This window comes from Streptomyces sp. NBC_01294, assembly GCF_035917235.1.
Classification (GTDB): Bacteria; Actinomycetota; Actinomycetes; order Streptomycetales; family Streptomycetaceae; genus Streptomyces; species Streptomyces caledonius.
The window spans coordinates 8,021,611-8,044,654 of sequence record NZ_CP108423.1 but is presented as its reverse complement, the minus strand read 5'-3'; the positions used below and the strand labels follow the sequence as shown (position 1 = coordinate 8,044,654).

Annotated in this window: 22 protein-coding genes and 2 pseudogenes; 14 read left to right on the top strand and 10 right to left on the bottom strand. The window is 72.5% G+C overall.

The window, feature by feature from the left end; translation table 11 throughout:
- Positions 1-36: 36 nt before the first annotated feature.
- Genes OG534_RS36445 through OG534_RS36430 form a run of 4 tightly spaced genes read left to right on the top strand, consistent with a single transcriptional unit; the run spans position 37 to position 2,171 of the window.
- Positions 37-714 carry a response regulator transcription factor gene (locus tag OG534_RS36445; RefSeq protein WP_326586156.1) on the top strand — a complete coding sequence of 226 codons (678 nt, stop codon included), beginning with the start codon at positions 37-39 and terminating at the stop codon, positions 712-714.
- Positions 707-1,318, top strand: a complete 612-nt coding sequence (locus tag OG534_RS36440) for a hypothetical protein (RefSeq protein ID WP_326594058.1) — start codon at positions 707-709, stop codon at positions 1,316-1,318. Before OG534_RS36445 ends, OG534_RS36440 begins: the two co-directional genes overlap by 8 nt.
- Positions 1,315-1,611, top strand: coding sequence for a HAMP domain-containing protein (locus OG534_RS36435; RefSeq protein ID WP_326594015.1), 297 nt, complete (start codon positions 1,315-1,317; stop codon positions 1,609-1,611). The genes OG534_RS36440 and OG534_RS36435 overlap by 4 nt, the downstream gene beginning before the upstream one ends.
- Complete coding sequence (locus tag OG534_RS36430; RefSeq protein WP_326594014.1) at positions 1,530-2,171, top strand: sensor histidine kinase; 642 nt, start codon at positions 1,530-1,532, stop codon at positions 2,169-2,171. Before OG534_RS36435 ends, OG534_RS36430 begins: the two co-directional genes overlap by 82 nt.
- Before the next feature lie 20 nt (positions 2,172-2,191).
- On the opposite strand, the gene OG534_RS36425 is transcribed toward OG534_RS36430, so the two are convergent.
- Both OG534_RS36425 and OG534_RS36420 read right to left on the bottom strand, forming a co-directional pair.
- Positions 2,192-2,503: an NIPSNAP family protein gene (locus OG534_RS36425; RefSeq protein ID WP_326593295.1), complete on the bottom strand. Its 312-nt coding sequence runs from the start codon at positions 2,501-2,503 to the stop codon at positions 2,192-2,194.
- 42 nt (positions 2,504-2,545) lie between these two features.
- Entirely contained in the window at positions 2,546-3,433 is an 888-nt protein-coding gene (locus tag OG534_RS36420; protein ID WP_326586158.1) for a nuclease, read from the bottom strand.
- A 547-nt stretch (positions 3,434-3,980) separates the two neighbouring features.
- Here OG534_RS36420 and fusA point away from each other — a divergent pair.
- The 3 genes from fusA (at position 3,981) to OG534_RS36405 (ending at position 7,695) form a co-directional block, all read left to right on the top strand.
- A complete protein-coding gene (gene fusA, locus OG534_RS36415) occupies positions 3,981-6,050 on the top strand; it encodes an elongation factor G (protein ID WP_326593294.1) in 2,070 nt (689 codons plus the stop codon).
- 139 nt (positions 6,051-6,189) lie between these two features.
- Entirely contained in the window at positions 6,190-6,729 is a 540-nt protein-coding gene (locus OG534_RS36410) for an FABP family protein (protein WP_326593293.1), read from the top strand.
- Between the two features lie 195 nt (positions 6,730-6,924).
- Positions 6,925-7,695 carry a polysaccharide deacetylase family protein gene (locus tag OG534_RS36405; RefSeq protein WP_326593292.1) on the top strand — a complete coding sequence of 257 codons (771 nt, stop codon included), beginning with the start codon at positions 6,925-6,927 and terminating at the stop codon, positions 7,693-7,695.
- A 22-nt stretch (positions 7,696-7,717) separates the two neighbouring features.
- On the opposite strand, the gene OG534_RS36400 is transcribed toward OG534_RS36405, so the two are convergent.
- Entirely contained in the window at positions 7,718-9,067 is a 1,350-nt protein-coding gene (locus tag OG534_RS36400) for a cation:proton antiporter (protein WP_326593291.1), read from the bottom strand.
- A gap of 597 nt (positions 9,068-9,664) precedes the next feature.
- Here OG534_RS36400 and OG534_RS36395 point away from each other — a divergent pair.
- The 6 genes and pseudogenes from OG534_RS36395 to OG534_RS36370 all read left to right on the top strand — a co-directional run bounded on the left by OG534_RS36395 (position 9,665) and on the right by OG534_RS36370 (position 15,908).
- Positions 9,665-10,560, top strand: a pseudogene (locus tag OG534_RS36395) (sigma-70 family RNA polymerase sigma factor).
- 402 nt (positions 10,561-10,962) lie between these two features.
- Entirely contained in the window at positions 10,963-11,307 is a 345-nt protein-coding gene (locus OG534_RS36390) for a DUF1398 family protein (RefSeq protein ID WP_326586164.1), read from the top strand.
- 99 nt (positions 11,308-11,406) lie between these two features.
- Positions 11,407-11,958, top strand: a complete 552-nt coding sequence (locus OG534_RS36385) for a GNAT family N-acetyltransferase (RefSeq protein ID WP_326586165.1) — start codon at positions 11,407-11,409, stop codon at positions 11,956-11,958.
- 146 nt (positions 11,959-12,104) lie between these two features.
- The gene (locus tag OG534_RS36380) at positions 12,105-12,644 is read left to right on the top strand and encodes a 2'-5' RNA ligase family protein (protein WP_326586166.1); all 540 of its coding nucleotides are present in this window, start codon (positions 12,105-12,107) and stop codon (positions 12,642-12,644) included.
- Positions 12,645-13,114: 470 nt separating this feature from the next.
- Positions 13,115-15,124, top strand: coding sequence for an RICIN domain-containing protein (locus OG534_RS36375; protein ID WP_326593290.1), 2,010 nt, complete (start codon positions 13,115-13,117; stop codon positions 15,122-15,124).
- 145 nt (positions 15,125-15,269) lie between these two features.
- Positions 15,270-15,908, top strand: coding sequence for a hypothetical protein (locus OG534_RS36370; protein ID WP_326586168.1), 639 nt, complete (start codon positions 15,270-15,272; stop codon positions 15,906-15,908).
- Between the two features lie 65 nt (positions 15,909-15,973).
- Here OG534_RS36370 and OG534_RS36365 read toward each other — a convergent pair whose 3' ends face one another.
- Both OG534_RS36365 and OG534_RS36360 read right to left on the bottom strand, forming a co-directional pair.
- Positions 15,974-16,309, bottom strand: coding sequence for a hypothetical protein (locus tag OG534_RS36365; protein ID WP_326593289.1), 336 nt, complete (start codon positions 16,307-16,309; stop codon positions 15,974-15,976).
- Positions 16,258-16,836 (bottom strand): ATP-grasp domain-containing protein, encoded by a 579-nt coding sequence (locus OG534_RS36360; RefSeq protein ID WP_326593288.1) that lies wholly within the window; start codon positions 16,834-16,836, stop codon positions 16,258-16,260. The genes OG534_RS36365 and OG534_RS36360 overlap by 52 nt, the downstream gene beginning before the upstream one ends.
- A gap of 447 nt (positions 16,837-17,283) precedes the next feature.
- On the opposite strand from OG534_RS36360, the gene OG534_RS36355 reads away from it, so the two are divergent.
- Entirely contained in the window at positions 17,284-18,171 is an 888-nt protein-coding gene (locus OG534_RS36355) for an endonuclease/exonuclease/phosphatase family protein (protein ID WP_442807265.1), read from the top strand.
- On the opposite strand, the gene OG534_RS36350 is transcribed toward OG534_RS36355, so the two are convergent.
- From OG534_RS36350 to OG534_RS36330, 5 genes and pseudogenes are all read right to left on the bottom strand, one after another.
- Positions 18,166-19,140, bottom strand: a complete 975-nt coding sequence (locus OG534_RS36350; RefSeq protein ID WP_326594012.1) for an NAD(P)-dependent alcohol dehydrogenase — start codon at positions 19,138-19,140, stop codon at positions 18,166-18,168. The genes OG534_RS36355 and OG534_RS36350 overlap by 6 nt on opposite strands.
- Positions 19,140-19,376 (bottom strand): helix-turn-helix transcriptional regulator, encoded by a 237-nt coding sequence (locus OG534_RS36345; RefSeq protein WP_374778168.1) that lies wholly within the window; start codon positions 19,374-19,376, stop codon positions 19,140-19,142. Before OG534_RS36345 ends, OG534_RS36350 begins: the two co-directional genes overlap by 1 nt.
- On the bottom strand, positions 19,373-19,801 hold the full coding sequence (locus tag OG534_RS36340; protein ID WP_326593286.1) for a hypothetical protein: 429 nt from the start codon (positions 19,799-19,801) through the stop codon (positions 19,373-19,375). Before OG534_RS36340 ends, OG534_RS36345 begins: the two co-directional genes overlap by 4 nt.
- Positions 19,802-19,993: 192 nt before the next feature.
- A complete protein-coding gene (locus OG534_RS36335; RefSeq protein ID WP_326593285.1) occupies positions 19,994-20,737 on the bottom strand; it encodes an SOS response-associated peptidase in 744 nt (247 codons plus the stop codon).
- A gap of 144 nt (positions 20,738-20,881) precedes the next feature.
- Positions 20,882-22,922, bottom strand: a pseudogene (locus tag OG534_RS36330) (helix-turn-helix domain-containing protein).
- Between the last annotated feature and the right edge of the window lie 122 nt (positions 22,923-23,044).

Sequence of the window (23,044 nt, the reverse complement as noted above, 5' to 3'; positions counted from 1 at the left end):
AGCCGACCGCGGAGCGGTCCTGAGATCCTGTTCGACATGCGCGTACTGGTGGTGGAGGACGAACGGCGGCTGGCCGTGGCCCTGCAGCGAGGGCTGCAGTCGGAGGGCTTCTCGGTGGACGTGGCCCTCGACGGGCCCCAGGGCCTGTGGATGGCCACCGAGCACGACTACGACCTGATCGTGCTCGACATCATGCTGCCCGGCCTGAACGGCTACCGGGTCTGCGCGAAGCTGCGCGCGGCCGGCAACGAGTCGGGGATCCTGATGCTCACGGCGAAGGACGGCGAGTACGACGAGGCGGAGGCCCTGGACACCGGCGCCGACGACTTCCTGTCCAAGCCGTTCTCCTACCTCGTCCTGGTCGCCCGGCTGCGCGCGCTCGGACGGCGTACGGGCCGTCGGCGCCCCCAGGTGATGCAGTTCGGTGACCTGCTGCTCGACCCCGCCCGGCACTCCTGCTCCCGGGGCGGTACGGAGATCCGGCTGACGGCACGGGAGTTCGCGGTCCTGGAGTATCTGGCCCGGCGCTCCGGCGAGGTGGTGCCCAAGCGGGACATCCTGGAGCAGGTGTGGGACAGCGCCTTCGACGGCGATCCCAACGTCGTCGAGGTCCACGTCAGCGCCGTGCGCCGCAAGATCGACGCACCGTTCGGCCGCGCCGCGCTGGAGACCGTACGCGGCGCCGGGTACCGGCTGGCGGCCGACGGTGGCTGAGCGCACCCGCCTCCACCGCCGCGTCGGCGCCGCCCTGGGCGTGCTCGGCGGCGCGGCCCTGAACCGGTGGCCGGCGCTGCGCCGGATGTGGCCCACCACCGTGCGGGCGCGGGCCACCGTGGGCGCCAGCGTGGTGGTGGCCGCGGCCCTCGCCGTCGCCTCGTTCGCCCTGCTCGGGCTGCTGGAGGCCAATCTGCTCCGCAACGCGGAGAACGACGCCCGGCGGCAGGCCGAGACCGTGGCCCAGCTCGCCGCCACCGGGAAGCTGGGACGCGCCCGTCTGCCGGCCCGCGGGGTCGAGTTCGTCCAGGTGGTGAGCGCCGACGGGCGCATCCTGTTCGCCAGCCCGAACCTGCCCGGAGTGCCCGGCCCTTCCGCCGGCCGGCCCCGGCGGGCCGGGGACCCGCTTCCACACCTGGAACGTCCGCCCGCTCGACGGCGAGCACCGTCAGCGGGTCGTCCAGGTCATCACGAGCACCCCGGACGGCCTGGCCACCGTCTATGCCGGTGCCTCGCTGCAGGAGGTGGACGCGGCCGACGACACCACCACCGCCGCCCTCGTCATCGGCATGCCGGCTGCTGCTGGCCACCGTCGCGCTGGTGACCTGGCGGGTCACCGGCCACGCGCTGCGGCCGGTGGAGGCGATCCGCGCCGAGGTCGCCGCGATCTCCGACCGCGACCTGCACCGCCGGGTGCCGGTGCCGGCCACCCACGACGAGGTCGCCCGCCTGGCCGAGACCATGAACGCCACCCTGGACCGGCTGGAGGCGTCCGGCATCCGCCAGCGGCAGTTCATCGCCGACGCCTCCACGAGCTGCGCAGCCCCATCACCGTCCTGCGCACGCAGCTGGAGGTCGCCCTGGCCGTCCGGGACCCCGAACTGTGGCCCGAGCTGATCGGCGGGGCCCTCGAGGACATCGAACGGCTTCAGCACCTCGCCGCCGACCTGCTGCTGCTCGCCCGCATCGACGCGGCCCAGCCGGCGAGGGCCGAGCCGCTGGACCTGACCGTCCTGGTGCGCGAAGTGGTGGACAGCCGCCTCGGCGACCGGGTCCCCGTGGAGGTGAGGCTCGAACCGGGTGTGGAGGTGACCGCGAACGCGCTGTGGCTCGGCCGCGTCGTCACCAACCTCGTCGACAACGCCCAGCGCTACGCCGATCGGCGCGTGGACGTCACGCTGCGCACCAGGAGCGGTAGCGGTAGCGGTCCACGGGCGCAGGTCGCCGTGCTGGAGGTCGTCGACGACGGTCCCGGCGTCCCCGCGGCCGACCGGGAGCGGATCTTCGAGCGCTTCACCCGCCTCGACGACTCGCGCAGCCGTGACCACGGCGGAGCCGGGCTGGGCCTCGCCATCGCGCGTGACCTGAGCGCCCACCACGGCGGCACGCTGACGGCCGAGGACTCCGCGCGGGGCGCCCGGCTGGTGCTCCGACTGCCGACGACGCATCGGCCCTGACCGCGGTGGGGCGGCCCTGCCTAGGGGTTGGTGTCGAGCGGCCGGAGGAAGCGGCGCTCGTATCGCTTGATGCAGCGGGTGCGGCGGGCGAGTTCGAACGCGGCCTGGCATTCCGGATCGGACATGCTGTCCGTGCGGTACTGCTCGTAGGCGGCGAAGCTGGGGAAGGAGAAGAGGGCGTAGGCGATGTCGCTGTCGCCCTCGCTCGGCAGGAAGTAGCCGTGATGGGTCCCGCCGAAGCCGTTGACGAGCTTGACCCAGAGCCGACCGTACTCCTCGAAGTCCTCGAGCCTGTCGGGGTCGATCTCGTACTTCAGATGAATGGTGATCACAGGCACATCATGCCGTGCGCCGGCTCGGCCCCGCGGCGATCTTCACTTCTCGTCGAAGAGGATGTCCTCGGCTGGGTGGGTCATCCGCAGGGTCCGGCTGTTGGTGATCTCGACCACCTTGTGCAGGCCGGTGATGAGCTCGCCGTCCGGCAGGATGCGGAACGTGTCCGCGGCCCCTGCCAGGAAGGCGGGGAAGCAGTCCAGTGACGCGTTCGCGGGGGCGGAGTCCAGATAGTCCTTCAGCCGGCGGAACAGCTTGGGTAGGATCACCACACCGTCCGCGTCCGTGATCGAGGAGATGTCCTCGATCTTCGCACCCTTGACGGTCACGTCGTCGGACCACAGCCCCTTGGGAGGTGTGGCCCCCCGCGCCGCCAGGGCAGCGGCCTTGAGGACTTCGCGCAGGTGGGCGGGCAGACCCGTGTAGAAGGCCGGGTAGGCCAGCCCGATCGAGACCAGGTGGTGGTTGACGGTCCGCTTCAGCATCTCCTCGTCGACGTCGATCTCGTAGCCGCCGTATGCGGGCGGGGTGCGGCGGCCGACCAGGGCCACGCAGCGGCCGTAGGCGTCGGCGCCACGGGTGAGGAGGAAGCCGGGAACGCTGTCGGGCATGGTGGTGACGCACTCGTCCGGGTGCCGGTCGATGCTGGTGAAACCGAGCCAGGTCAGCATCGCGTCGGCGGCCCTGTGCGCGAACTTCAGCGGTTGGTGCCGCACCGGTCCGTAACTGCCGTTGCTGTAGTGGGTCTCCAGCGCGTCGATGCCCTCCAGGCGCACGCTCGCACGACCGTCCGCCTTGGGCACGATCTGGCTGCGCCCCGGCACGAGCTTCCAGTCCTCCACGTCGTCGGGGATGAACGGGATGGTGTCGCCGTCCGGCTTGGCACCGCCGTTCACCCGGAACGACCCTCTGATCAGCAACATGGACATGGCGGCTCCCGCGAACGTCGAGGGCGATCACTTTGCGTAGCAGTTCGTCACTCAGGGTACATGTCGGGGTGGGTTCGTGGGCGAACGCTGGACGCAGACGGTGACGGGAGCGGCGGCCGACGGTTCGCGGTGGCGCGAGCCCGTGGCTCGGCCCCGTGGCTCGGCCCCGGAAAATCCGGTGACGGCGGCCAACCCGCTTCTCTAGACTCGCCGTGCGCGCTGCCGACAGGGCACCGCGCACCTCATGCCGAGTGAGAGAGGCGAGCCGCGCCAGTGCACGTACTGCACCGCCGCCTTCGCTCCCCGGCTGTCCCGGTACGACGTGATCCCGGTGTCTCGCAGCGCGCGGTGCCGGCTGCGCGGCCGTCTCCGTATGCCCGTGACGCACCTTTAGGTTCCGTCCGCTTCCCGCTGCTCCCCGTAGCCCCCTGCCCGGACCTCTTCCGGGCAGGGCGGCGACGGTGTCGCCGCGGCTGCCCGCGGGACCGAAGCTGCCGTCCTGGAATCGCGCTGCCCTTTTCTCTCCTCACTCGAAAGGCCTCGGGCCATGCGCGCCAACCGGCGACCCTTCACGACCACTTCCCCCTCCGCCGTCCGCAATCTGGGCATCCTCGCCCACGTCGACGCCGGCAAGACCACGATCACCGAGCGCATCCTGTTCGCGACCGGCGCCATCCACAAGCGGGGCGAGGTGCACAACGGCACGACCGTCACCGACTTCGACGCCCAGGAACGCGACCGCGGCATCACCATCTTCGCCGCGGCCGTGAGCTGCACGTGGGGCGGTCACCGCGTCAATCTGATCGACACCCCGGGTCACGTCGACTTCTCCGACGAGGTCGAGCGCTCCCTGCGGGTGCTGGACGGGGCGGTCGCGGTGTTCGACGCCGTCGCCGGCGTCGAACCGCAGAGCGAGACGGTGTGGCGGCAGGCCGACCGGCACGGTGTGCCGCGGATCGCGTTCGTCAACAAGCTGGACCGGGCGGGCGCCGACCTCGACACGGCGGTCGCGTCGATCCGCGAGCGGCTGGGCGCCGTTCCCCTGGTGGTTCAGCTGCCCTATCGGGGCAGGACCCGCTCACCGGCGTCGTCGACCTGCTGGCATGCGCGCGCTGCACTGGCACGCCGACACCGGCACCTACGAGGAGGGGCCGGTCCCCGAACCGCTGCGCGAAGAGGCGCAGCGTCGGCGCCGCTCCTGGAGGAGACGGTGGCGGAGCTGCACGCCGACGCCCTGGAGGAGTTCTGCGCGACGTCGGCGCTGGCCGAGGAGAGCCTGACCCGCGCCCTGCGGGAGCTGACCCTGCGCGGGGACGGCGTCGTGGTGCTCTGCGGCTCGGCGTACCGCAACCGCGGGATCGAGCCGTTGCTGGACGCGGTCCTGGCGTACCTGCCGTCGCCCGCCGACATGCCGCCCGTACGGGGCATGGCCGACGGCGCGGAGCAGGAGCGCGCTCCCGATCCGGCGGAGCCGTTCGCGGCCCTCGCCTTCAAGGTGACGGCGACGGCGACCGGGCGGCTCACCTACCTGCGGGTCTACGCGGGCACCCTGCGCAAGGGCGCGACGGTACTGGACGCGGCCACGGGCCGTACGGAGCGGGTCGGCCGGATCCTGCGGGTCCAGGCCGACCGGCACGAGGAACGGGAGGAGGCGGTGGCCGGTGACATCGTCGCCGTGGTCGGGCTGAAGGCGGCCCGGGCGGGCACGACCCTGTGCGCGCCGGGGGCGCCGCTGGTCCTCGAACCGCCCTCGGTGGCCGAACCGGTGGTGTCGGTGGCGGTCGAGGCCCGTCGCAGCGTCGACACCGGCCGGCTCTCGTCGGCGCTGGCGCGGCTCGCGGAGGAGGACCCCTCGCTGGTGGTGCGGTCCGACGCGGAAACCGGCCAGACCGTGCTGTCGGGGATGGGCGAACTGCATCTGGAGGTCGCGGTGGAGAAGATCCGCAGCGGCCACGGGGTGGAGGTCGTCGTCGGCCGGCCGCAGGTCTCCTACCGGGAGACCGTCGTGCGCGGGGTGAGCGGCCTGGTCTACCGGCACGTCAAACAGGACGGTGGCGCGGGCCAGTTCGCGCACGTCGTCCTCGACGTCGAACCGGTGGAGGAGGCGTCCTTCGCGTTCCGCTCGACGGTCGTCGGCGGCCGCGTGCCGCAGGAGTACGCGCGCGCCGTCGAGGCCGGCTGCCGGGACGCCCTCGCCGAGGGACCGCTCGGCGGGTTCCCGGTGACGGGGCTGCGGGTCACGCTCACCGACGGGGCGACCCACTCCAAGGACTCCTCGGAGATGGCGTTCCGGGCGGCGGGCCGGTTCGCGCTGCGCGAGGCCCTGCGCCAGTGCGCCGTCGAGCTCCTGGAGCCGGTCGTGGAGGTCACCGTGACCGTCCCGGAGGACGGCGTCGGGGGCGTCCTGGGTGATCTCGCGGCCCGTCGCGGCCGGGTCTCCGGGTCCACGTCCGAGGGCGGGACCGCGGTGATCACGGCGGTCGTGCCGCTGGCCGAGCTGTTCGGCTACGCGTCCCGGCTGCGCGGCCGGACCCAGGGCCGGGGCACGTTCACCACCCGGCCGGCCGGTCTGGCGCCGGTACCGGCCTCGGTCGCGGGTGCCCTGCCGGCCCGGTGACCCCGCGGCGCGCGCCGCGCCGTACCGGGCCTGCCCCGTCCCCGACTTCGGGGGCGGGGCGGGCCCGCCCCGCCGCTGGTCCGCAGCCGGTCGCGCTAGGCTGCGGATCCCGGGGTATCCGCAGACAGGCAAGGTGAACATGTTCGAGTCGGTGCAGGAGAATCCCTACCCTGACAGCCACGTCCTCGGTGAGGGCCCCGAACCGCACCCCCTGCTGGGGCCCGTGCTGCCGCTGCTGGGGCGCTGGCACGGGCGGGGGCAAGGCGAGTACCCGACGTTGGAGAAGGACTTCCGGTACGAGCAGGAGATCACCTTCAGCCACGACGGGCGCCCCTTCCTGCGGTACGAGGCGCGCGCGTGGCTGATCGACGACTCCGGGACCCCGGTGCGGCCGGCGGGGCGCGAGGCCGGGTGGTGGCGGGTGACGCCCGAGGCCTCCCTGGAGGTCGTGCTGGCCCACCCCACCGGCATCGTCGAGACGTACGTCGGTCACGCGTCCGGTGCGGAGATCGAGATCGAGACCAAGGACGTGGCGCTGACCCCGCTGGCCAAGGAGGTCACCGGCACGCGGCGTCGCTACACCGTCCGGGACGGGGAGATGACGGTCGTTCACGACATGGCCGCGGTGGGGCAGCCCCTGCAGCACCACCTCACGACGCACCTGCGTCTGCGTCCCTGAACCGTCGTCGCCCGTCCGCCCCGGTGGCTTCCCTCCTCGGCTGCGCTCCCCCGGCCGCGGTGGTCGTCGTACGCGTCCTCATCGGCCGGGATCACCCAGGTGCCCGGCACGGCTGCGGGTGCCAGGGCGCCGTCATCGCATAGTCGAGACGGGCCCGCGACGGCGGCGCCGGCGGAGGGAGTGGTGGTTGTGGTGGTGGGACGACGTACCGCCTTGGCGGCGCTGCTGGCCGCGGGGCTCGTACCCTGCTCCGGCGCGGCCGCCGCCCCGCGGCGCACGGCACGGGCGTCCGCCGGCAGCGGCGCTCACGCGGGGCCTCGCCCGCCGGCCTCGCTGCTCGGCAACGAGATCCGCCGGCTGCCGACGTCCCGCAGGGTCGTGGCGCTCACCTTCAACGCCGCCTGGGACGAGGCCGGGATCGACACCGTGCTGACCGAACTGCGGCGGCGCAGGCTGCCCGCCACCTTCTTCCCGACCGGCGACTTCGCCGACGCCCACCCGGCGGCGGTGCGCGCCATCGGCGCGGCGCACGGCCTCGGCAACCACTCCTACAGCCATCCCCACTTCGGCGAACTCAGCACCGCGGAGCGCGCGGACGAAGTGCGCCGCGCCGACGCGGCGATCCGGAAGGCGTCCGGGGCCGAGCCCCTGCCGTTCTTCCGTTTCCCCTACAGCTCCACCACCCGGCAGTCCGTCGCCGACGTCAACGACCTGGGCTACGCGGCGATCGAGTTCACCGCCGACACCAACGGCTACCTCGGCCCCCGGGGCGGCATGAGCGTGGAGAAGGCGGTCAAGCGGGCCGTCGACGCCTTCACCCCCGGCGCGATCATCCAGATGCACGTCGGCAGTTCCGGCGACGGCGTCGTCCTCGACGCCGACGCCCTCCCGCTGATCATCGACGCGGCGCAGGCCGACGGCTACGAGATCATCGACCTGCGCGGCTTCCTCACGGAGGAAGCCTGATAGGCCTGGGCGGCCTCGATGGTCAGACCTGCCCCGATCTCTGCCGCTGCCGTGGCGGGCCGGTCGCGGTCGGCGTCATGAGTCGGTCCGCCACCTTCGACAGCCGGAACCCCGCGATCTGTGAGGTCGCGAGGGAGACGAGCACCAGGACCACGAAGAACTGGTCGTTGATCAGCTCTGCCTGACGGGTGACGCCGGCCAGGACGATGCCGATCGTGCCCCGGGCGTTGAGCGCGACCGCGAGGGACGAGGAGAACACCCGGTCCTCCCCGGCCAGGCGGGCCGCCGCCCAGATGCTGACCATCTTGACGCCGCAGGCGAGCGCCAGGAACCACAGGAAGAACAGCGGGTCGAAGGCGCGCACCAGATCCAGGCGCATGCCGACCAGGACGAAGAAGACGGGGATGAAGAACGCCATCGAGAACTGGCGGATGGCGGACCAGACCGCCGGTTCCCGTCCGGCCTCGCGGGACGCCTCGTTCTCGGCCGCCTGATCGCCGCGGGCGGCGCAGACGCCCGCCATCAGCGCGCCGAACACCGCGTTGATGCCGAGGCCCAGGCACAGCAGCACCATGGCGCACAAGAAGATCAGCCGGAAGGCCACCGGGCTCTGGCGGGCGACGATGTTGGCCCGGTGGCCGGCCAGCCGGTGGAAGAGCCGGGCGCCCCAGGTCAGGCTCGCGGCGAAGAACAGCAGGCTGACGACGGTGAAGTAGACGGCCGTCGGCACGACCGCGGTGGTGCCGATCACGTCCCACAGGCCGACCGGGCTGCTGGTGCCGGTGCGGGCGAGGCCGACGACCACGGCGAGGACGACGTAGAGGATGACGTCCTCGATCACGGCGACCATCAGGACGATCCGGCCGAAGGCGGTGTCCATGATCTTCAGGTCCATCATGATCCGGGAGATGACCGGAATGGCCGCGACCGCCATCGCGAGTCCCACGACGAGGGCCGTCGTCACCGTGGAGCCCGCCGGACCGGAGAACGCGCCGGGGACCAGTACCGCGATGCCCGCGCCGGCCGCGAAGGGCACCACGAGTCCCGCCGCGGCCACGATCGCCCCGGTACGGCGTTCCCGGCCGCCCGCCCGGATGCGCAGCTCCGCTCCGGCCAGGAACATCAGCAGCAGCTGGCCCAGTTGATAGATCGCGTCCAGGGCGCTGGTCACCGCGCCGGAGGCGGGGAACAGGGCCGCCCTGGCCTCGGGGGCGACGAGACCGAGGAGCGAGGGGCCCAGCAGGATGCCGCCGACCACCTCGCCGATGACCGGTGGTTGGCGCACGGCGCCGAAGAGGAAGCCGCATCCGTGGGCGGCGGCGCAGATCACGGCGAGCGCCGCCAGCAGCCGGATCGTTTCGCCCGCCGTCATGTCGTTGCGGGTGGGGCGGACAGAACGGACGGAGTGGACGGGACGGACGGGACGGGCGGGACGGGCGGGACGGACAGGGCGGACGGGACGGGCGTGGTGCACGTGGTGGACATCGTTCTCCTCGTTTCCGTCGCGGGCGGGGCCGGTCGTACTCAGGGCCGCCACCCGTGACACGTCGGCGAAGGGGAGCGCTGTTCAGTCGACTGCTCAACGATGGTGCGACAAGGGCCGGTTCGGCGCGGCCACCATTGAATACCGTCCGCCGTGCCCGGGGTGAAAAATCCCGGTGCGTATCGGGCCCGCCGACCCCACCGGGACTTCGTCGAGGCCTCCGAGGAGGCGCTGGACCGCGCGCCCGTCGAGGGAACGCCCACCATGGAGGTCAACAGCGTGGTGGTCCCGATGGGCAACCAGGCTCTCCACACCGACCGCAACCGCCTCTACCGGCACCTCAGGAAGCAGGTCCAGGCCCAGGCGGTGCCTGCGGGAAGTGGCGTGTCCATTCGATCCTCCAACTCGTTGGATTCCAAGGCTCGTTGCACTGGTCGGTTATCGTCCGTCTCTGAACCGACGGATCAGAACACGGGGATGTGACGGGTGAGCGGGAAAGACGTTCTGGCGCAGCACTTCGAGGAGCACCGTCCCCACCTGCGGGCGGTGGCCTACCGGATGCTGGGCTCGCTCAGCGAGGCGGAGGACGCCGTACAGGAGGCCTGGCTCAAGCTGAGCCGCTCCGACGCGTCCGCGGTGGAGAACCTGGGCGGCTGGCTGACCACCGTGGTCGGCCGGGTGTGTCTGGACATGCTGCGCTCGCGCACCACGCGGCGCGAGGATCCGCTGCACGACCAGGACGGGCAGGTCCGGTTCCCGATCCGATCGTCAGCCGCGCGGAGGGGCTCGACCCCGAACAGGAAATGCTCCTGGCCGACTCGGTCGGCATCGCCCTGATGGTCGTCCTGGAGACCCTCGCCCCCGCCGAGCGCCTGGCCTTCGTACTCCACGACCTGTTCGCCGTGCCTTTCGACGAGATCGCCCCCGTCCTCGGGCGCACCGCCGCCACGACCCGGCAGCTCGCCAGCCGCGCCCGTCGCCGCGTCCAGGGTGCGGCTCCCGCGCCGGAGCCCGACCGGGCCCGCCTGCGCGAGGTCGTCGACGCCTTCCTCGCCGCCTCGCGCGGCGGGGACTTCGACGCCCTCGTCGCCGTCCTCGACCCCGAGGTCGTGGCCCGCTCCGACGGCGGGACGCTGCGCCCCACCCTCGTGCGCCGCGGCGCGGCGGATGTCGCCTCCCAGGCGATCACCTTCGCCCGGTTCGCCGAGGCCGCGCGTCCGGTGCTGGTCAACGGGACGCCGGGAGCGGTCTCGATGGCGGAGGGCCGGGCGCTGTCGGTCATGGCGTTCACGGTCCGGGAGGGCAGGATCACCGCGCTCGACATCCTCACGGACCCGGAGCGCCTCGCGTACCTCGAACTGGGCATGGTGCTCGACGACTGAACCTGTGGTTCTTCCGTCCAGGCTTTCGCACCGCCCGGCCGGCCGGGCCCGCTCGCGTCGTCGTCCTCGTGGCGGTGCACCTGGTCGATCAGGCGGTGCAACAGGCCGCGTGCGGCGGCGATGTCGGCCTCGGGGATGTCCGCGGTCACCGTTCGGTGGATCGCGTCGGCGCGGGTCGTGATCCGCTGGAGCGTGGCACGGCCCAGCGGCGTGAGGGCCAGGAGCGGTGACCCGCGGTGGTCCGGGTTGGGCTGGAAGTCGGCCAAGGCCTCGCGGACGAGGTCGTTGGCGACGCGCTGGTCCCCCTGACGGGCGATCCCGAGGCGGCGGGCGGCCCGCGCGACGGTCAGCGGCTCCTCCGCGACGCTCTGGAGCGGGCGTCCGCCGTCCGGCTGAAGGTCGGTGGCTCCCTGCCTCGCCGAGACGCTGCGCCGGGCCGGCGTCAGCCACTGCCGGATGGCCGTGCCCTCCAACGCCATGCTCTACCTCACCGGCGCGGGGCCGGTCGCCGTCCAGGGCGAACCGCTGTGCACCGGCATGGTCAACGTCGCCCCCTTCGACCGCGAAGCCCTCGTGGCCGCGCTGCGGCGCGACCAGGCCGGGGAGACCACGTTCCCGGAGTTCGTCCAGGGCTGCTGGGAGGCCGGTGTCGTCTGGTACGACGTCGACCTGAACGCACGGACCTGCTCCTACTACGGAGCCGACGGCGCCGGCTACACCGAGGCCTACCCCGCCGTCGACATCTGACCGGGCGACAAACGCGGCGACCGCGGCCGGCATGCCCACCGCGCCCGCGCCTCGACCTACTCGATCGCTCCGCGCCGATGATCTTGCTAGATTGGCCCGATGTCTGAGTTGCGAACCGAACGTCTTGTGCTCCGCGGATGGCGCGAGTCCGATCTCGAACCCTGGGCCGCGCTGAACGCCGACCCCGAGGTCCGCGAGTACTTTCCCGGCGTGCTCACGCGGGAGCAGAGCGAGGCGTCCGCGGCTCGCTTCCAGGCCGACATCGACCAGCGGGGCTGGGGTTGGTGGGCAGTCGAGGTGGCGGCCACCGGTGAGTTCATCGGGTTCGCCGGGCTGGACCCGGTGGATGAGGACATGCCGTTCACGGGAGTGGAGGCCGGCTGGCGCCTGGCCCGCTCGGCCTGGGGGCACGGCTTCGCCACCGAAGCCGCCCTGGCCGCTGTGGCCTTCGGGTTCGAGACCCTCGCCCTGCCGGAGATCCTTGCGGTGACGACGGCCACCAACGTCCGCTCGCAGGCGGTGATGCGCCGCATCGGCATGACGCACGACCCGGCCGCAGACTTCGACGACCTCAGCGTGCCCGACGGACCACTGCGCGCGAACGTCGTGTACCGAATCCCGAGCGGGGTCCAGCGGCCCGTCACACGGTAGGGCCGACCAACCGCCGAGCGCGCGAGTCGCGATCCCGCCCCCCGAAGGGCCGGACCGGCACCGGGACATCGACTCTGCGGCGACGGTCGTGACCGTGCAGGAAAAGGTGCCGTGCCGCCTGCGGCAGGGTGACACCATGCGGCGTCATGACGCATGACAGCACCAGCACCTTCCTGGCGGGCCAGACGGGACTCATCGTCCGGATCCCGGAAGCAGAACCGGCCGTCCGCGCGTGGCGCGAACGGCTCGCCCCCTCAGCCCGAGCCGGCATTCCGGCACATGTCACCGTGCTCTTCCCGTTCCTCGACGAGAGCCGAATAGATGCGCTCGTCCACGCAGCCCTCGCGGACGTACTGAGCAGCCACCAGGCCTTCGACCTGCGGTTCGAGACGTGCGGGCGATTCCCGGAAGTGCTGTACCTCGCCCCCGAGCCGGACACGCCCTTGCGGCGGCTCACCGAGGCGATCGCGGCTCGTTGGCCCGAGGCTCCGCCGTACGGCGGCCGGTTCACCGAGGTCGTGCCGCACCTGACCATCGCTCAAGGTCAGGAAGACGCCGCCCTGCAGGACATCGAGGCCGAACTGATCAACCAGCTCCCGCTCACGTCTCACGTGGCGTCGGTCGAGCTCCTGGTGCACGACGGCTCCAAGTGGCACGTACGGGCGTCGTTCGCACTCGGAGGATGAGCAGACCTCAACCCCCGTACCACCACGGCCGGACCCGCCCGTCCGGCAGGAACTCCTGTGCGCCCCGCGAGGATCCGCGGCGGTGCGAGGCCGTGCGCACGAGGGGTTCCCTCACCGGTCGTGACGGAGGGAATTCGGCAGGTAGTAATTAGGTGAATTCCTGACTGAATTCCCGTCAATAAGCCCGCCCTCCATATCTCGATTTGATAACAACCCACCCGGAAAGGCCTGGACCATTGGGGCGCGACGCGCGTAACTCGCCTTTATTTATTGAGAGTTGAGTGTTCGTCAAATCAGACCGACAGGTAACGGAATGATTTCTCGCAGCACGCTCCCCTTTGTCCGAATTCTCCGCGGCATTCGTCTGGCAGGCTTCCGCGCACCCAGTCATCCGACAACGATTTGAGGTGCCCATGACAGGACGTCGTAGACGGCCTACCGCCGCCGACCACCGCCGCAAACCCCGGCGGTTGATACTCATCACCGCCGCCACGGCAACGGCGGCGGTGATCGCCGCAGGCATCGCCTACTCCGGGCTCGGCGACGGCGCCCAGGCGGTGGCGCCCGTCCAGGCCGCGGAGGCCGCCGCACCGGCCTCCGCACCCGCCCGGGACCATGAGCCGGAACCGATCGCGGCCGCACCCGCCAACGAGGGCGCGCGCGGCATGGTTTACGACGGTCTCGAAGCCGCACCGAAGGGCGACCGGTGCGTCGGCGTGTACCGCACCGACACCGGCCTGTGCACCCACGGACCCGACGCCCCGCCCAAGGGCGTGGACATCACGAAGGAGGTCGCGCCCGCCGTCAAGGAGACGGCTCCGGCGGCCGATCCGGCCCGCCCCGCGGCCGAGGACCCGGCCACCAAGGAAGGCGGCGGGCGTCCTCAGGACGCGCCCGCCGCGGACGCCGCCGCCACCAAGGCCACCGCACCCGAGCCGGCGGCCTCGTCCGCCGGCCAGAGCGTCGCCGCGGGTCCTGCGGGCCAGACCGTCCAGTGCGAAGGCGACGGCAGCACCGGCAATCGCGTGCAGGTCGTGTACGTCCACGCCCCCGGCAAGGACCGCTACTCCGAGTACGTCGCCTCGTTCCGCAAGTGGGCGGCCGACGCCGACCTCATCTACTCGGCGAGCGCCCAGGAGACCGGCGGAGTACGCCACATCCGCTACGTGACGGCCGCCGACTGCACCCCCACCGTGCTCAACATCGAGCTCCCGGCCTCGGCACTGGGCGAGTTCAGCGCGACCAACAACGCGCTCGCCGCCAAGGGCCTCGACCGTCGCGACCGCAAGTACATGATCTTCGCCGACTCCCAGGTCTACTGCGGCATCGGCACCTTCGCGGGCGACGAGCGTCCCGGCCAGGCCAACCAGAGCAACTTCGGCCCGTCCTACGGCCGTACGGACTCCGGCTGCTGGGGCGGCCACACCGCCGCGCACGAGCTCGGCCACAACCTGGGCGCGGTCAACAACAGCGCCCCGAACACCAGCCGCGGCGCCCACTGCACCGACGAGTTCGACGTCATGTGCTACTCGGACACGCCGTACTACCCGCAGATGCGCAACATCTGCACCAACCAGGCGTCCGAGAACATCCTGGACTGCAACCACGACGACTACTTCCACACCAGTCCCAAGGCCGGAAGCTACCTGGCCACGCACTGGAACATCGCGGACAACCAGTTCCTGATGCGTACGAAGGGCGGTGGCGGAACCGACCCGGGTCCGAACCCCAACCCGACGCCCACGCCGACCAAGAAGCCCACGCCGACCCCGACGAAGAAGCCCACCGGCGGCCCGGCCGCGACGGCCGGCGACATCCGGCCGGACTCCGTCGTGGTGAGCTGGCCCAAGGTCGAGGGCGCCGCCTGGTACCAGGTCATGCTGAACGGCAAGCACCTGACGTGGGTCCAGTCCCAGGTGCTGCGCATTTACAACCTCCAGCCCAACACCTCGTACACGGTCACCGTCTCCGTCCGCGACGGCTCCGGCCGTGACAGCGGACCCGGCAAGGCCGCGTCCTTCCGTACGACGGGGGCGGGCGGCGGCGCGACCACGCCGGGCGCCCGGTACGTGCTCGGCAACGGCAGCACCGGCATGGCCGCCGAGCTGTGGGGCGGCCGCACCGCCGACGGCACGGTCCTCGTCGGGGGCCGCACCAACGGGTACGCGCAGCAGCAGTGGTACTTCGACGACGCCGGCAACGGCCAGGTCCGCATCCGGTCCGCGGTCTCCGGCAAGTGCCTGCAGCCCGGCGGCACGCCCGCCGCGGGCATGTGGGTCGCCCAGCAGCCCTGCAACAACGGCAACGGGGCGCAGGCCTGGCGGCTGACGTCCCGCGGTGGCACGGTGACGGTCACGGACCCGGGCGGCGGCTTCGCCCTCACCGTGAGCAACCGCCCCTACTACGGGAACTGGCTGCTCGACCTCCAGCGTGCGGACGGCCGCGCGGCGCAGGCCTGGTCCCTCCAGAAGACCGGCTGAGCACAGCCGCGACTCGCTGAATCACCGGCTCACCAACTCGCTGACGCCCCGGCGTCGTGACGCCGTGAACCCGCCCCGCCCCGGCGGACGGCCGCCCCACGCGGCCGTCCGCCGGTCCCCTCATCTCGACCGGAGCACCCCGACGATGCGCATACGAATCGCTCTCTCGGCCGCCTTGACCGCACTCGGCCTCATGTTCCTGACCCCCGCCACGGCCCACGCCCACGGCGACACCTTGAAGGTGGTGGTGACCGGGCAGCGGGAGGGCCGTGTCACCGCCGACATCACCTGGGAGAACGACGGGGACGCCATCGACGAGACCGTCGCCGCCACTGTGAACGCGGTCAGCGTGGACGGCACCCGCACCCTGGGGCCCTGGCGCCTGATCCGCGACCCCGCTGCGGCCCCGGCCGGCTGGACCACGGCCGAGGCCCTGCCGCCGGGTACCTGGAAGGTCAGCGTCGACGTCGGGTTCCCGGCCCTGGGACACGGCGAACTCGAAGTCGGCGTACCCGTGGTGGACCCGGCCCCGGGCACCGGTACCGGCACCCCGGCCGCTTCCGCCCCGGCTCCCGTCGCGCCGTCCGCCACGCCGCCGTCGTCTTCCGCCTCGGCTTCCGCCGCGTCCGCCACGGCTTCGTCGCCGAAGCAGGGACCGGCCGCCGAGACCGAGGGGCAGGCCGTCTGGTGGACCACGGCGGGTGTGGCGGTGACGGCCCTGGCCGGAGCAGCCGTCGGGCTCCTGTTGCGCCGCCGCCGGACGCGCCTCGGACGGCTCGGGTAGCAGGAAGCAGAAGGCAGAAGGCAGAAGGCAGGTGTAACGGTCGATGGGGCGGCCGGGGCCGACGGCTACGCCGTGGCGTCCCGGCCCGCGGCCGTCACGGCCTCGACGAAGTGCTTCAGCCCCTGCGGGTTGATCCGCAGGAACAGGTTCGGCTCGATGAGCTCCAGTTCCATGACCACCGGTTCCCTGGCCCCGTCCAGTGCCAGGTCCACCCGGGCGAACAACAGGTCGCCCGGGGGCGGAACCGCGGCCAGCGCCGCCCGCGCCGTACGGAGTTCCGCCTCGGAGGGCTCGTAGGGGGCTGCCCCGGGGTGCGGCACCCGGAAGTTGTCGATCAGCCCCGCCTCGGTCAGCAGGGGCTGCTTGCGGATCGCGTGGCTGAACTCCCCGGCGAAGAACACCAGGGCGCGCTCCCCTCTTCCACGAGGGGCAGATACGGCTGGACCATCGCGGTGCGGCCCTGGTCCAGCAGCATCCGGGCATGGCGCAGGGCGTCCGCCCCGTGGCCGGGCTCGTAGCGAGCGGTGTCACGCGCGCCCGAGGAGACCGCGGGCTTGACCACCACTCCGTGCGCCGCGTCGAAGTCCTCTTCGTCGCAGTGTCCGCCCGGTTCGACGAACCGCGTCGGCACGACGGGGACTCCGCGTTCGGCGAGTTCCAGCAGATAGCGCTTGTCGCTGTTCCAGCGCACGAGCGGGGCCGGGTTCCACAGCCGCGTGACCCGGGCCGTCGCGTCGGCCCATGCCAGGAACTCGCCCAGGCGTCCCGCGTAGTCCCAGGTCGACCGGATGACCGCCAGATCGAACCGCTCGCACGCCTGCGGGCCCGCGCCCCAGGCCACCGCCTCCGCGGACAGGCCCGCCGCGCGCAGCGCCCCGAGGATCAGCGGGAGGTCCGCGTCCTCGTCGGCACCGGTGTCGCTCGTCACGACCGCGATCCTTGCCGCACCCATCCGACTCTCCCGTCGTCGTCACGTCCAGGGCCGCTCCGTGCGGCCGGACCCCCCGGCGCACTCTTCCACACGCCCCGCGCGGCGCCCCGCGGTGGTGCCCGCGGTGGCGGACTGCGCTGACGGCATGCGGTGATGGCCTGCGGTGACGGGCCTCCGGCGGGTGGGAACCCCGAGCACCGGATCATGCGTCGTACCGGGCAACGTCGTGCTCATGGCTGCGGGACGGGGAAACCGGTCCGAGGCGGACGGCGGACGGCGGACGGCGGACGGAGCGGGGCATTGGCGGAGCGGGCGAGCAGCGGCGGGCGTCGCACCGGCCTGTCGCAACGGGGCGGGGACGCGCGAAGCAGGAACGCACGAGGCGGGGACGCACGAAGCCGGTCTCGCTGGGCGCGCGGGCGCGTTCCCGCGTCGCTCGCCGCCCTGACCGCCGGCCTGCTGGCGTTCCACTCCGCCGTGCCCAATGCCGTGGGCCGGCTGGGCAGTCTGCTGGAGGCCTTCCTGCCCTGGCTCGGCCTGGCGGTTCCGGTCCTGCTCGTCTGGGCACTCGTACACCGCTCGGCCACCGCGCTGGTGGCCCTGCTGCTGCCCGCGGCCGCGTGGGCCCACCTCTTCGGCGGGCTCCTCCTCCCCGCGGACCGCGGCGCACACGACATCACGGCGCTCCAGCACAACGTCGGCGACGAGAACCCCGATCCCGCGGGCACCGCGAACGCCCTGATCGCGTCCGCACCGGATCTGATCGCCCTGGAGGAGCTGACGCCCGCGGCCCTGCCGGCCTACCGGGCGGCCCTGGCAGCGGAGTACCCCCATCACGCGGTCGAGGGCACGGTCGGGCTCTGGTCGAAGTACCCGCTGACGGGCGTCCGGCGCCTGGACATCAAACCGGCGGGGATCGGGGAGGGCTGGAGCCGCGGCCTGCGGACCGGCGTGCGCACGCCACGGGGCGAGATCGCCGTGTACGTCGCCCACCTGCCCTCGGTCCGCATCCGGGCGAGCGGCTTCGCTTCCGGCCTGCGCGACGAGAGCGCACGGCTGCTGGGCGCGGCCATCGCCGCGGAGGAGCTGGAACGGGTGGTGCTGCTGGGCGATCTCAACAGCACGGTGGACGACCGGGGCCTCGCCCCGGTCACCTCGCAGCTGCAGGCGCCCCGGCGGGGACTCGCCTTCAGCTGGCCGGCGGCGGTCCCGGTGTCCCGGATCGACCAGATCCTGACCCGCTCGGCCACCGCCGCCGAGGTCTGGACCCTGCCCGCCACCGGCAGCGATCACCTGCCGATCGCCGCCCGCATCACGCTCGGCGCGTCATAGCCGGATCACGATCTTCCCGCGTACGTGGCCCTCTCTCAGGTAGCGGATGGCATCGGGTACCTCGGCCAGCGGGTAGGTCCGGTCGACGACGGGGGTCACCGAGCCGGCCTCGATGAGTTCCGTGAGGACCTGGAGCTCGCTGTGGTGGTGCTCCATGGCGGCGAGTGCGCGAAGGCGGTGGCCGACGAACGGCGACATCAGGAGCACGCCCAACTGCCGCTCGTTGCCGCCGATCCACCGGCCGCCGCCTTCCCCGCCGACGATGACGAGGGTCCCGCGGGCGGTCAGCGCGCGGCGGAGCCGCGAGACGGGTCGGTTGCCCGCGATGTCGAGGATGAGGTCGTAGCGACGGCTGCCGTCGGTGGGGTCCGTGTGCGCGTAGTCGAGGACCTCGTCGGCACCGATGGAGCGGACCAGGTCCGCCTTGGCGCCGCTGCAGACCCCGGTGACGTGCGCCCCGAAGGCCTTGGCCAGCTGCACGGCGAAGGTGCCCACACCTCCGGACGCGCCGAGGACGAGGACGCGCTGCCCGGTCTCGACCCGTCCGCTGTCGCGCAGGGCCTTCAGGGCGGTGCACGCGGAAACGGGCACGGCCGCGGCTTCCGCGAAGCCGATGTTGCGCGGCTTCGGCGCGAGCGCGTCCTCCTTGGCACACGCGTACTCGGCGAACGAGCCGTCGCAGCTGCCGTACACCTCGTCGCCCGGCTGGAAGCGCGTGACGTCCGGGCCGACGGCCTCCACCTGCCCCGCGACGTCCATGCCGCGCACGCGCACCTTGGGCGCCCGCAGCCCGAACCCCATGGCGCGCAGTGCGTACGGCATGCCCGCCATCAGGTGCCAGACGCCCTGGTCGACGCCGGCCGCGTGGACCCGTATGAGCACCTCTCCGCGGCCCGGCACCGGCCGGTCCGTCTCCTCGAGCCGCAGGACCGCGGGCGGTCCGTAGGTGTCCTGGACGATGGCCTTCATCATGCGTCGTCTCCCTCTGCCTCGGTCACGGAGTACTGGAACACTGCGTCGAGCGGTACCGCGAACACACGGGCGATCTGGAACGCCTTCTCCAGGGAGGGCGAATACCGGCCCTGTTCGATGGCGATGACGGTCTGACGGGTCACTCCGATGCGGCGGGCGAGTTCGGCCTGCGTCATCTCGCCGTTGGCGAAGCGCAGGGCCCGGATCGAGTTGGTGACGCGCGTGGGCCTCACCACGGCTGGAAGCCCAGCCGGTAGGCGACGATCTTCGCTGTGGACCCGAGCAGCGCGGACAGGACGAACGCCAGGTAGATGGCGTTGGCGATCCAGAACTGGTCCACCTCGGCCATCGCCAGGACGAGCCCGGCCACGCCGCCGATCACGACGAACGACTGGCCGATGTACTCACCGAAGTGGTGGATCTCCCGGTCGCGCTGGTCCTTGGTCTTCTCCTCCTCGGGCGAGAGGAGGGCCACCGTGATGTGCAGCGCGATCGAGGCGACGATCGCCGCGCCGACCGTCCACAGCAGCGCGGACACGTACGGCTCCTGGGCGAGGGGCCCGTCCCCGGACCGCCCCAGTACGACGATCAGGTACGCCGCGTACGACACGACCGTGACCACGATCATGATCCACGCGCGTTTCTCCTCGACTGCCACTGCCACTCCCCATGTAAAGAAAACCCGACACCCGCAGTGTCAAGCAAGCAGGACATGGTGTCAATATTTCTTTACTCGCTCGGCCAGGTCGGTGCGCGCGAAGGGGGCAGGGTGAACGGTGGAGGGTGGTGCGCACGGCGGCGCGCCGAGCGCACTACGGGAAGGAGAGGGGTGCGGAGGCGGGGGGGCGTGTCAGCGGCCCGGGGCGGGAACCTCGTCCAGGAGCTCCGGCCCGTTGTTGCGCACGCTGTTGACCGCGGTCGACACCGCGCGGACGTCCAGCCGGCCGCCCGCGGGAGCCGCGAGCAGGGCGCGCAGCTCGTGCGGGTCCTGGTGGGACGGGTCGAGCCAGGCCTCGTAGTCGGCCGGGGCCAGGGCGAGCGGCATGCGGGGGTGGACGCGGCCGGCCGCGTCGGTGGCCTCGGTGGTGATGATGGTGCAGGTCGCCCGCCACGCCGCCGGATCGTCGTCGTCGGCGACGGCGGGGTCGCGCCAGAACTCGTACAGCCCCGCCATCGCCATCACCTCGCCGTCCTCGGGGCGGATGAAGTACGGCTGCTTGTACGCCTTCGCGGTGTCGGAGGCGGGAACGGCCTCCCATTCGTAGAACCCGTCCGCCGGCAGCAGACACCGGCGCTTGGCGAAGGCCCGCCGGTACGCGGGCTTCTCGTGCACCGTCTCCACCCGCGCGTTGATCATCTTCGCGCCACTGGACGCGCTCTTCGACCACGACGGCACCAGCCCCCACCGCAGGGGACGCAGTCGCCGCTCCAGTACGCCGCTCTCCCGGTCGGCGCGCTCCAGCACCGCCCACACCGCATCGGTGGGGGCGACGTTCCAGCTCGGATCCAGTCCGTGCCCGGCATCCGGGGGCGTGGCCTGGAAGAGACCGGACAGGTCCTCGGGACTGCGGGTGGAAGCGTAACGGCCGCACATACCGTCCACCCTGCCACCTGATCGCCGTTCCCGGAGGTTGCGCCGCGAAATCGCTCCTCGCCTCCGGGACGGTGGAGGAGCGCCGGGCGTCCGGCGGCAGTAGCCGTACGACCGGACGCGTACGGCCCACGGGACGGCTTCGGGCTAGGTGGTCGGCCGACCCGCATCGTCGTGGCGGCTCACCTGGTCGATGCGCAGGGCGAGTTGAAGCTCCAGTGCCCGCTCCGGCCGCTGCCAGTCCCGGCCGAGCAGCCGGCCTATGCGATCCAGGCGCTGCACCACGGTGTTGACGTGTACGTGCAGGGCTTCGGCGGCCCTGGCCTGGCTCGCGCCCGCGTCGAAGTACACCCGGAGCGTGTGCGTGAGGTCGGTGCCGCGCTTGGCGTCGTACGCGAGCACGGGGCCCAGCGTCTGCCGCACATAGCCGCCCAGGTCCGTCTGGTCGCCGAGCAGCACGCCGAGGAAGCCCAGGTCGCGCAGGGCCGCCCCGGTGCCTTCCCGGCCCAGCGCGCGCAGTGCGGTCCGGCAGCGGCGGGCTTCGGCGTGGGCGTCGGCGAATTCCGCGGGACCGGCGACCGGCCCCGCGGCTCCGACGGTGACGGGACCGGCGAGGATCTGGCCCAGTTCGCTCGCGAGGCTCGCGGCGCCGGGGCCGGGAGCCTCGGCGGGGAACACGAGGACCACGTCGTCGTGGTGCACCCCGGCCCAGGCCCTGCGCTGCCCGCACCAGGCGATACGACAGGCCGCGGCGGCCAGCAGTCGTGGCCGGGGCGCGGTGTCGGTGCCGGCGTGGAGGACGAACACCGCGTGCGAGATCGTGACCAGGTTCACGCCCAGTCGGCCCGGCGCGGGCCGGCAGGCCGGCCAGGTCCGCCGCCCCGGTGACTCGAGGAGGTCTCCCAGCAGTTCGCCCCGTGCCCGGTCCTCCGGTCTCGGCGACCGAGCGGCGCAGCAGCAGGAGCAGGGCGGTGACGACGCTGGCCCGTTCGAAGAGGCGGCGGTCGGCGTCGTCGAGGTCGGCGCGGCCGGTCAACGCGATGCTGCCGAGCAGTTCGTGCCCCGCGAGGACGGCGCACACCCAGGTTCCGTGGACGGACACGGCGCGCCCGCCGGCCCGGGAGGCGGCGACGGCCCGGGCGGACGGCGGGCGGGAGTCGGTGCCAGCTCTGGCGAGTTCGGCGCCTTCCGCGTCGTGGATGAGGGTGCCGCCCTGCAGGACGGCGCCGATGGCGGTGGCGACGTCGGTGATGTCGCCACCGCGCAGGACCAGGTCGGTCAGCCGGTCGTGGGCGTCCTCGGCCCGGCGCATGGCGTCGCTGTGCGCTTCGATGGTCCGCGAGGCCGCGTTGAGATCGACGAGCGCGGTACGCGTCTCGTCCAGCAGGCGGGCGCCGTCGATGGCGATGGCGGCGTGGTCGGCCAGGGAGGACAGCAGGGCGACTTCGTCCGGTGTGAAGGTGCGGGCGGTGCGGTCCGCGGCGTAGAGGACGCCGATCACCCTGGTGCCCAGGCGCAGCGGTACGCCGAGGATGGCCCGGAGGCCCTCCTCCGTGACGGCGCTGTCGATGGTCGTGGTGTGCCGGAAGCGCTGGTCGTCGCGGTAGTCGCCGGTGGAGTACGGGCGGGCCGTCTCCGCGACCAGTCCGCCCAGGCCCTCCCCCATGCCCAGGCGCACCTGTTGGAACGCGGCGGAGACCGAGCCGTCGGTCACCCGCATGTACGTGTCGCCCGCTTCGTCGTCGTTGAGGGACAGGTACGTCACGTCCGTGCCCAGGAGCAGTTTGGCGCGGTGGACGATCGCCTTCAGCACGGCGTCCGGGTCCCTGAGCCGGGCGAGGTCGCCGGCGGTGTCGAAGAGGGCGGCGAGTTCGGCTTCGCGGCGGCGGTGCTGGCTGAGGGTGCGGCGGATGCGCAGCGCGACCCGGGTGGCTTCCGCGACCGCCGCCGCGTCGGCGTCGGAGAGGTCACCGCCCTGGGCCGCGCCGGCCGGCGCCGTGAACTGCTCGGGCGGCGCGCCCCGGTCGAGCAGGTCCAGGAGGTTGTGCAGGTACCGCAGCGCGGTCGGGGACACATCAGTGGCGGTACTGGGGGTACTGGCGGTGCTGGTGTTGCTGGTGTTGCTGGCGGTGCTCACGCTGCTGCCCGTACTGGCGCCGGTGCTCACGTTCTTCCGGGTGGTGGGCATCGGGCGCTCTCCGTGGTGAGGGACGCGGACGGGTCGAGGAACGCCGGTCGAGGCGGCCCGCCGCCCGCCGCACCGCGCACGCGACGGACGGCGGTGGGACGGGCGGACCGCCCCGACCGGAG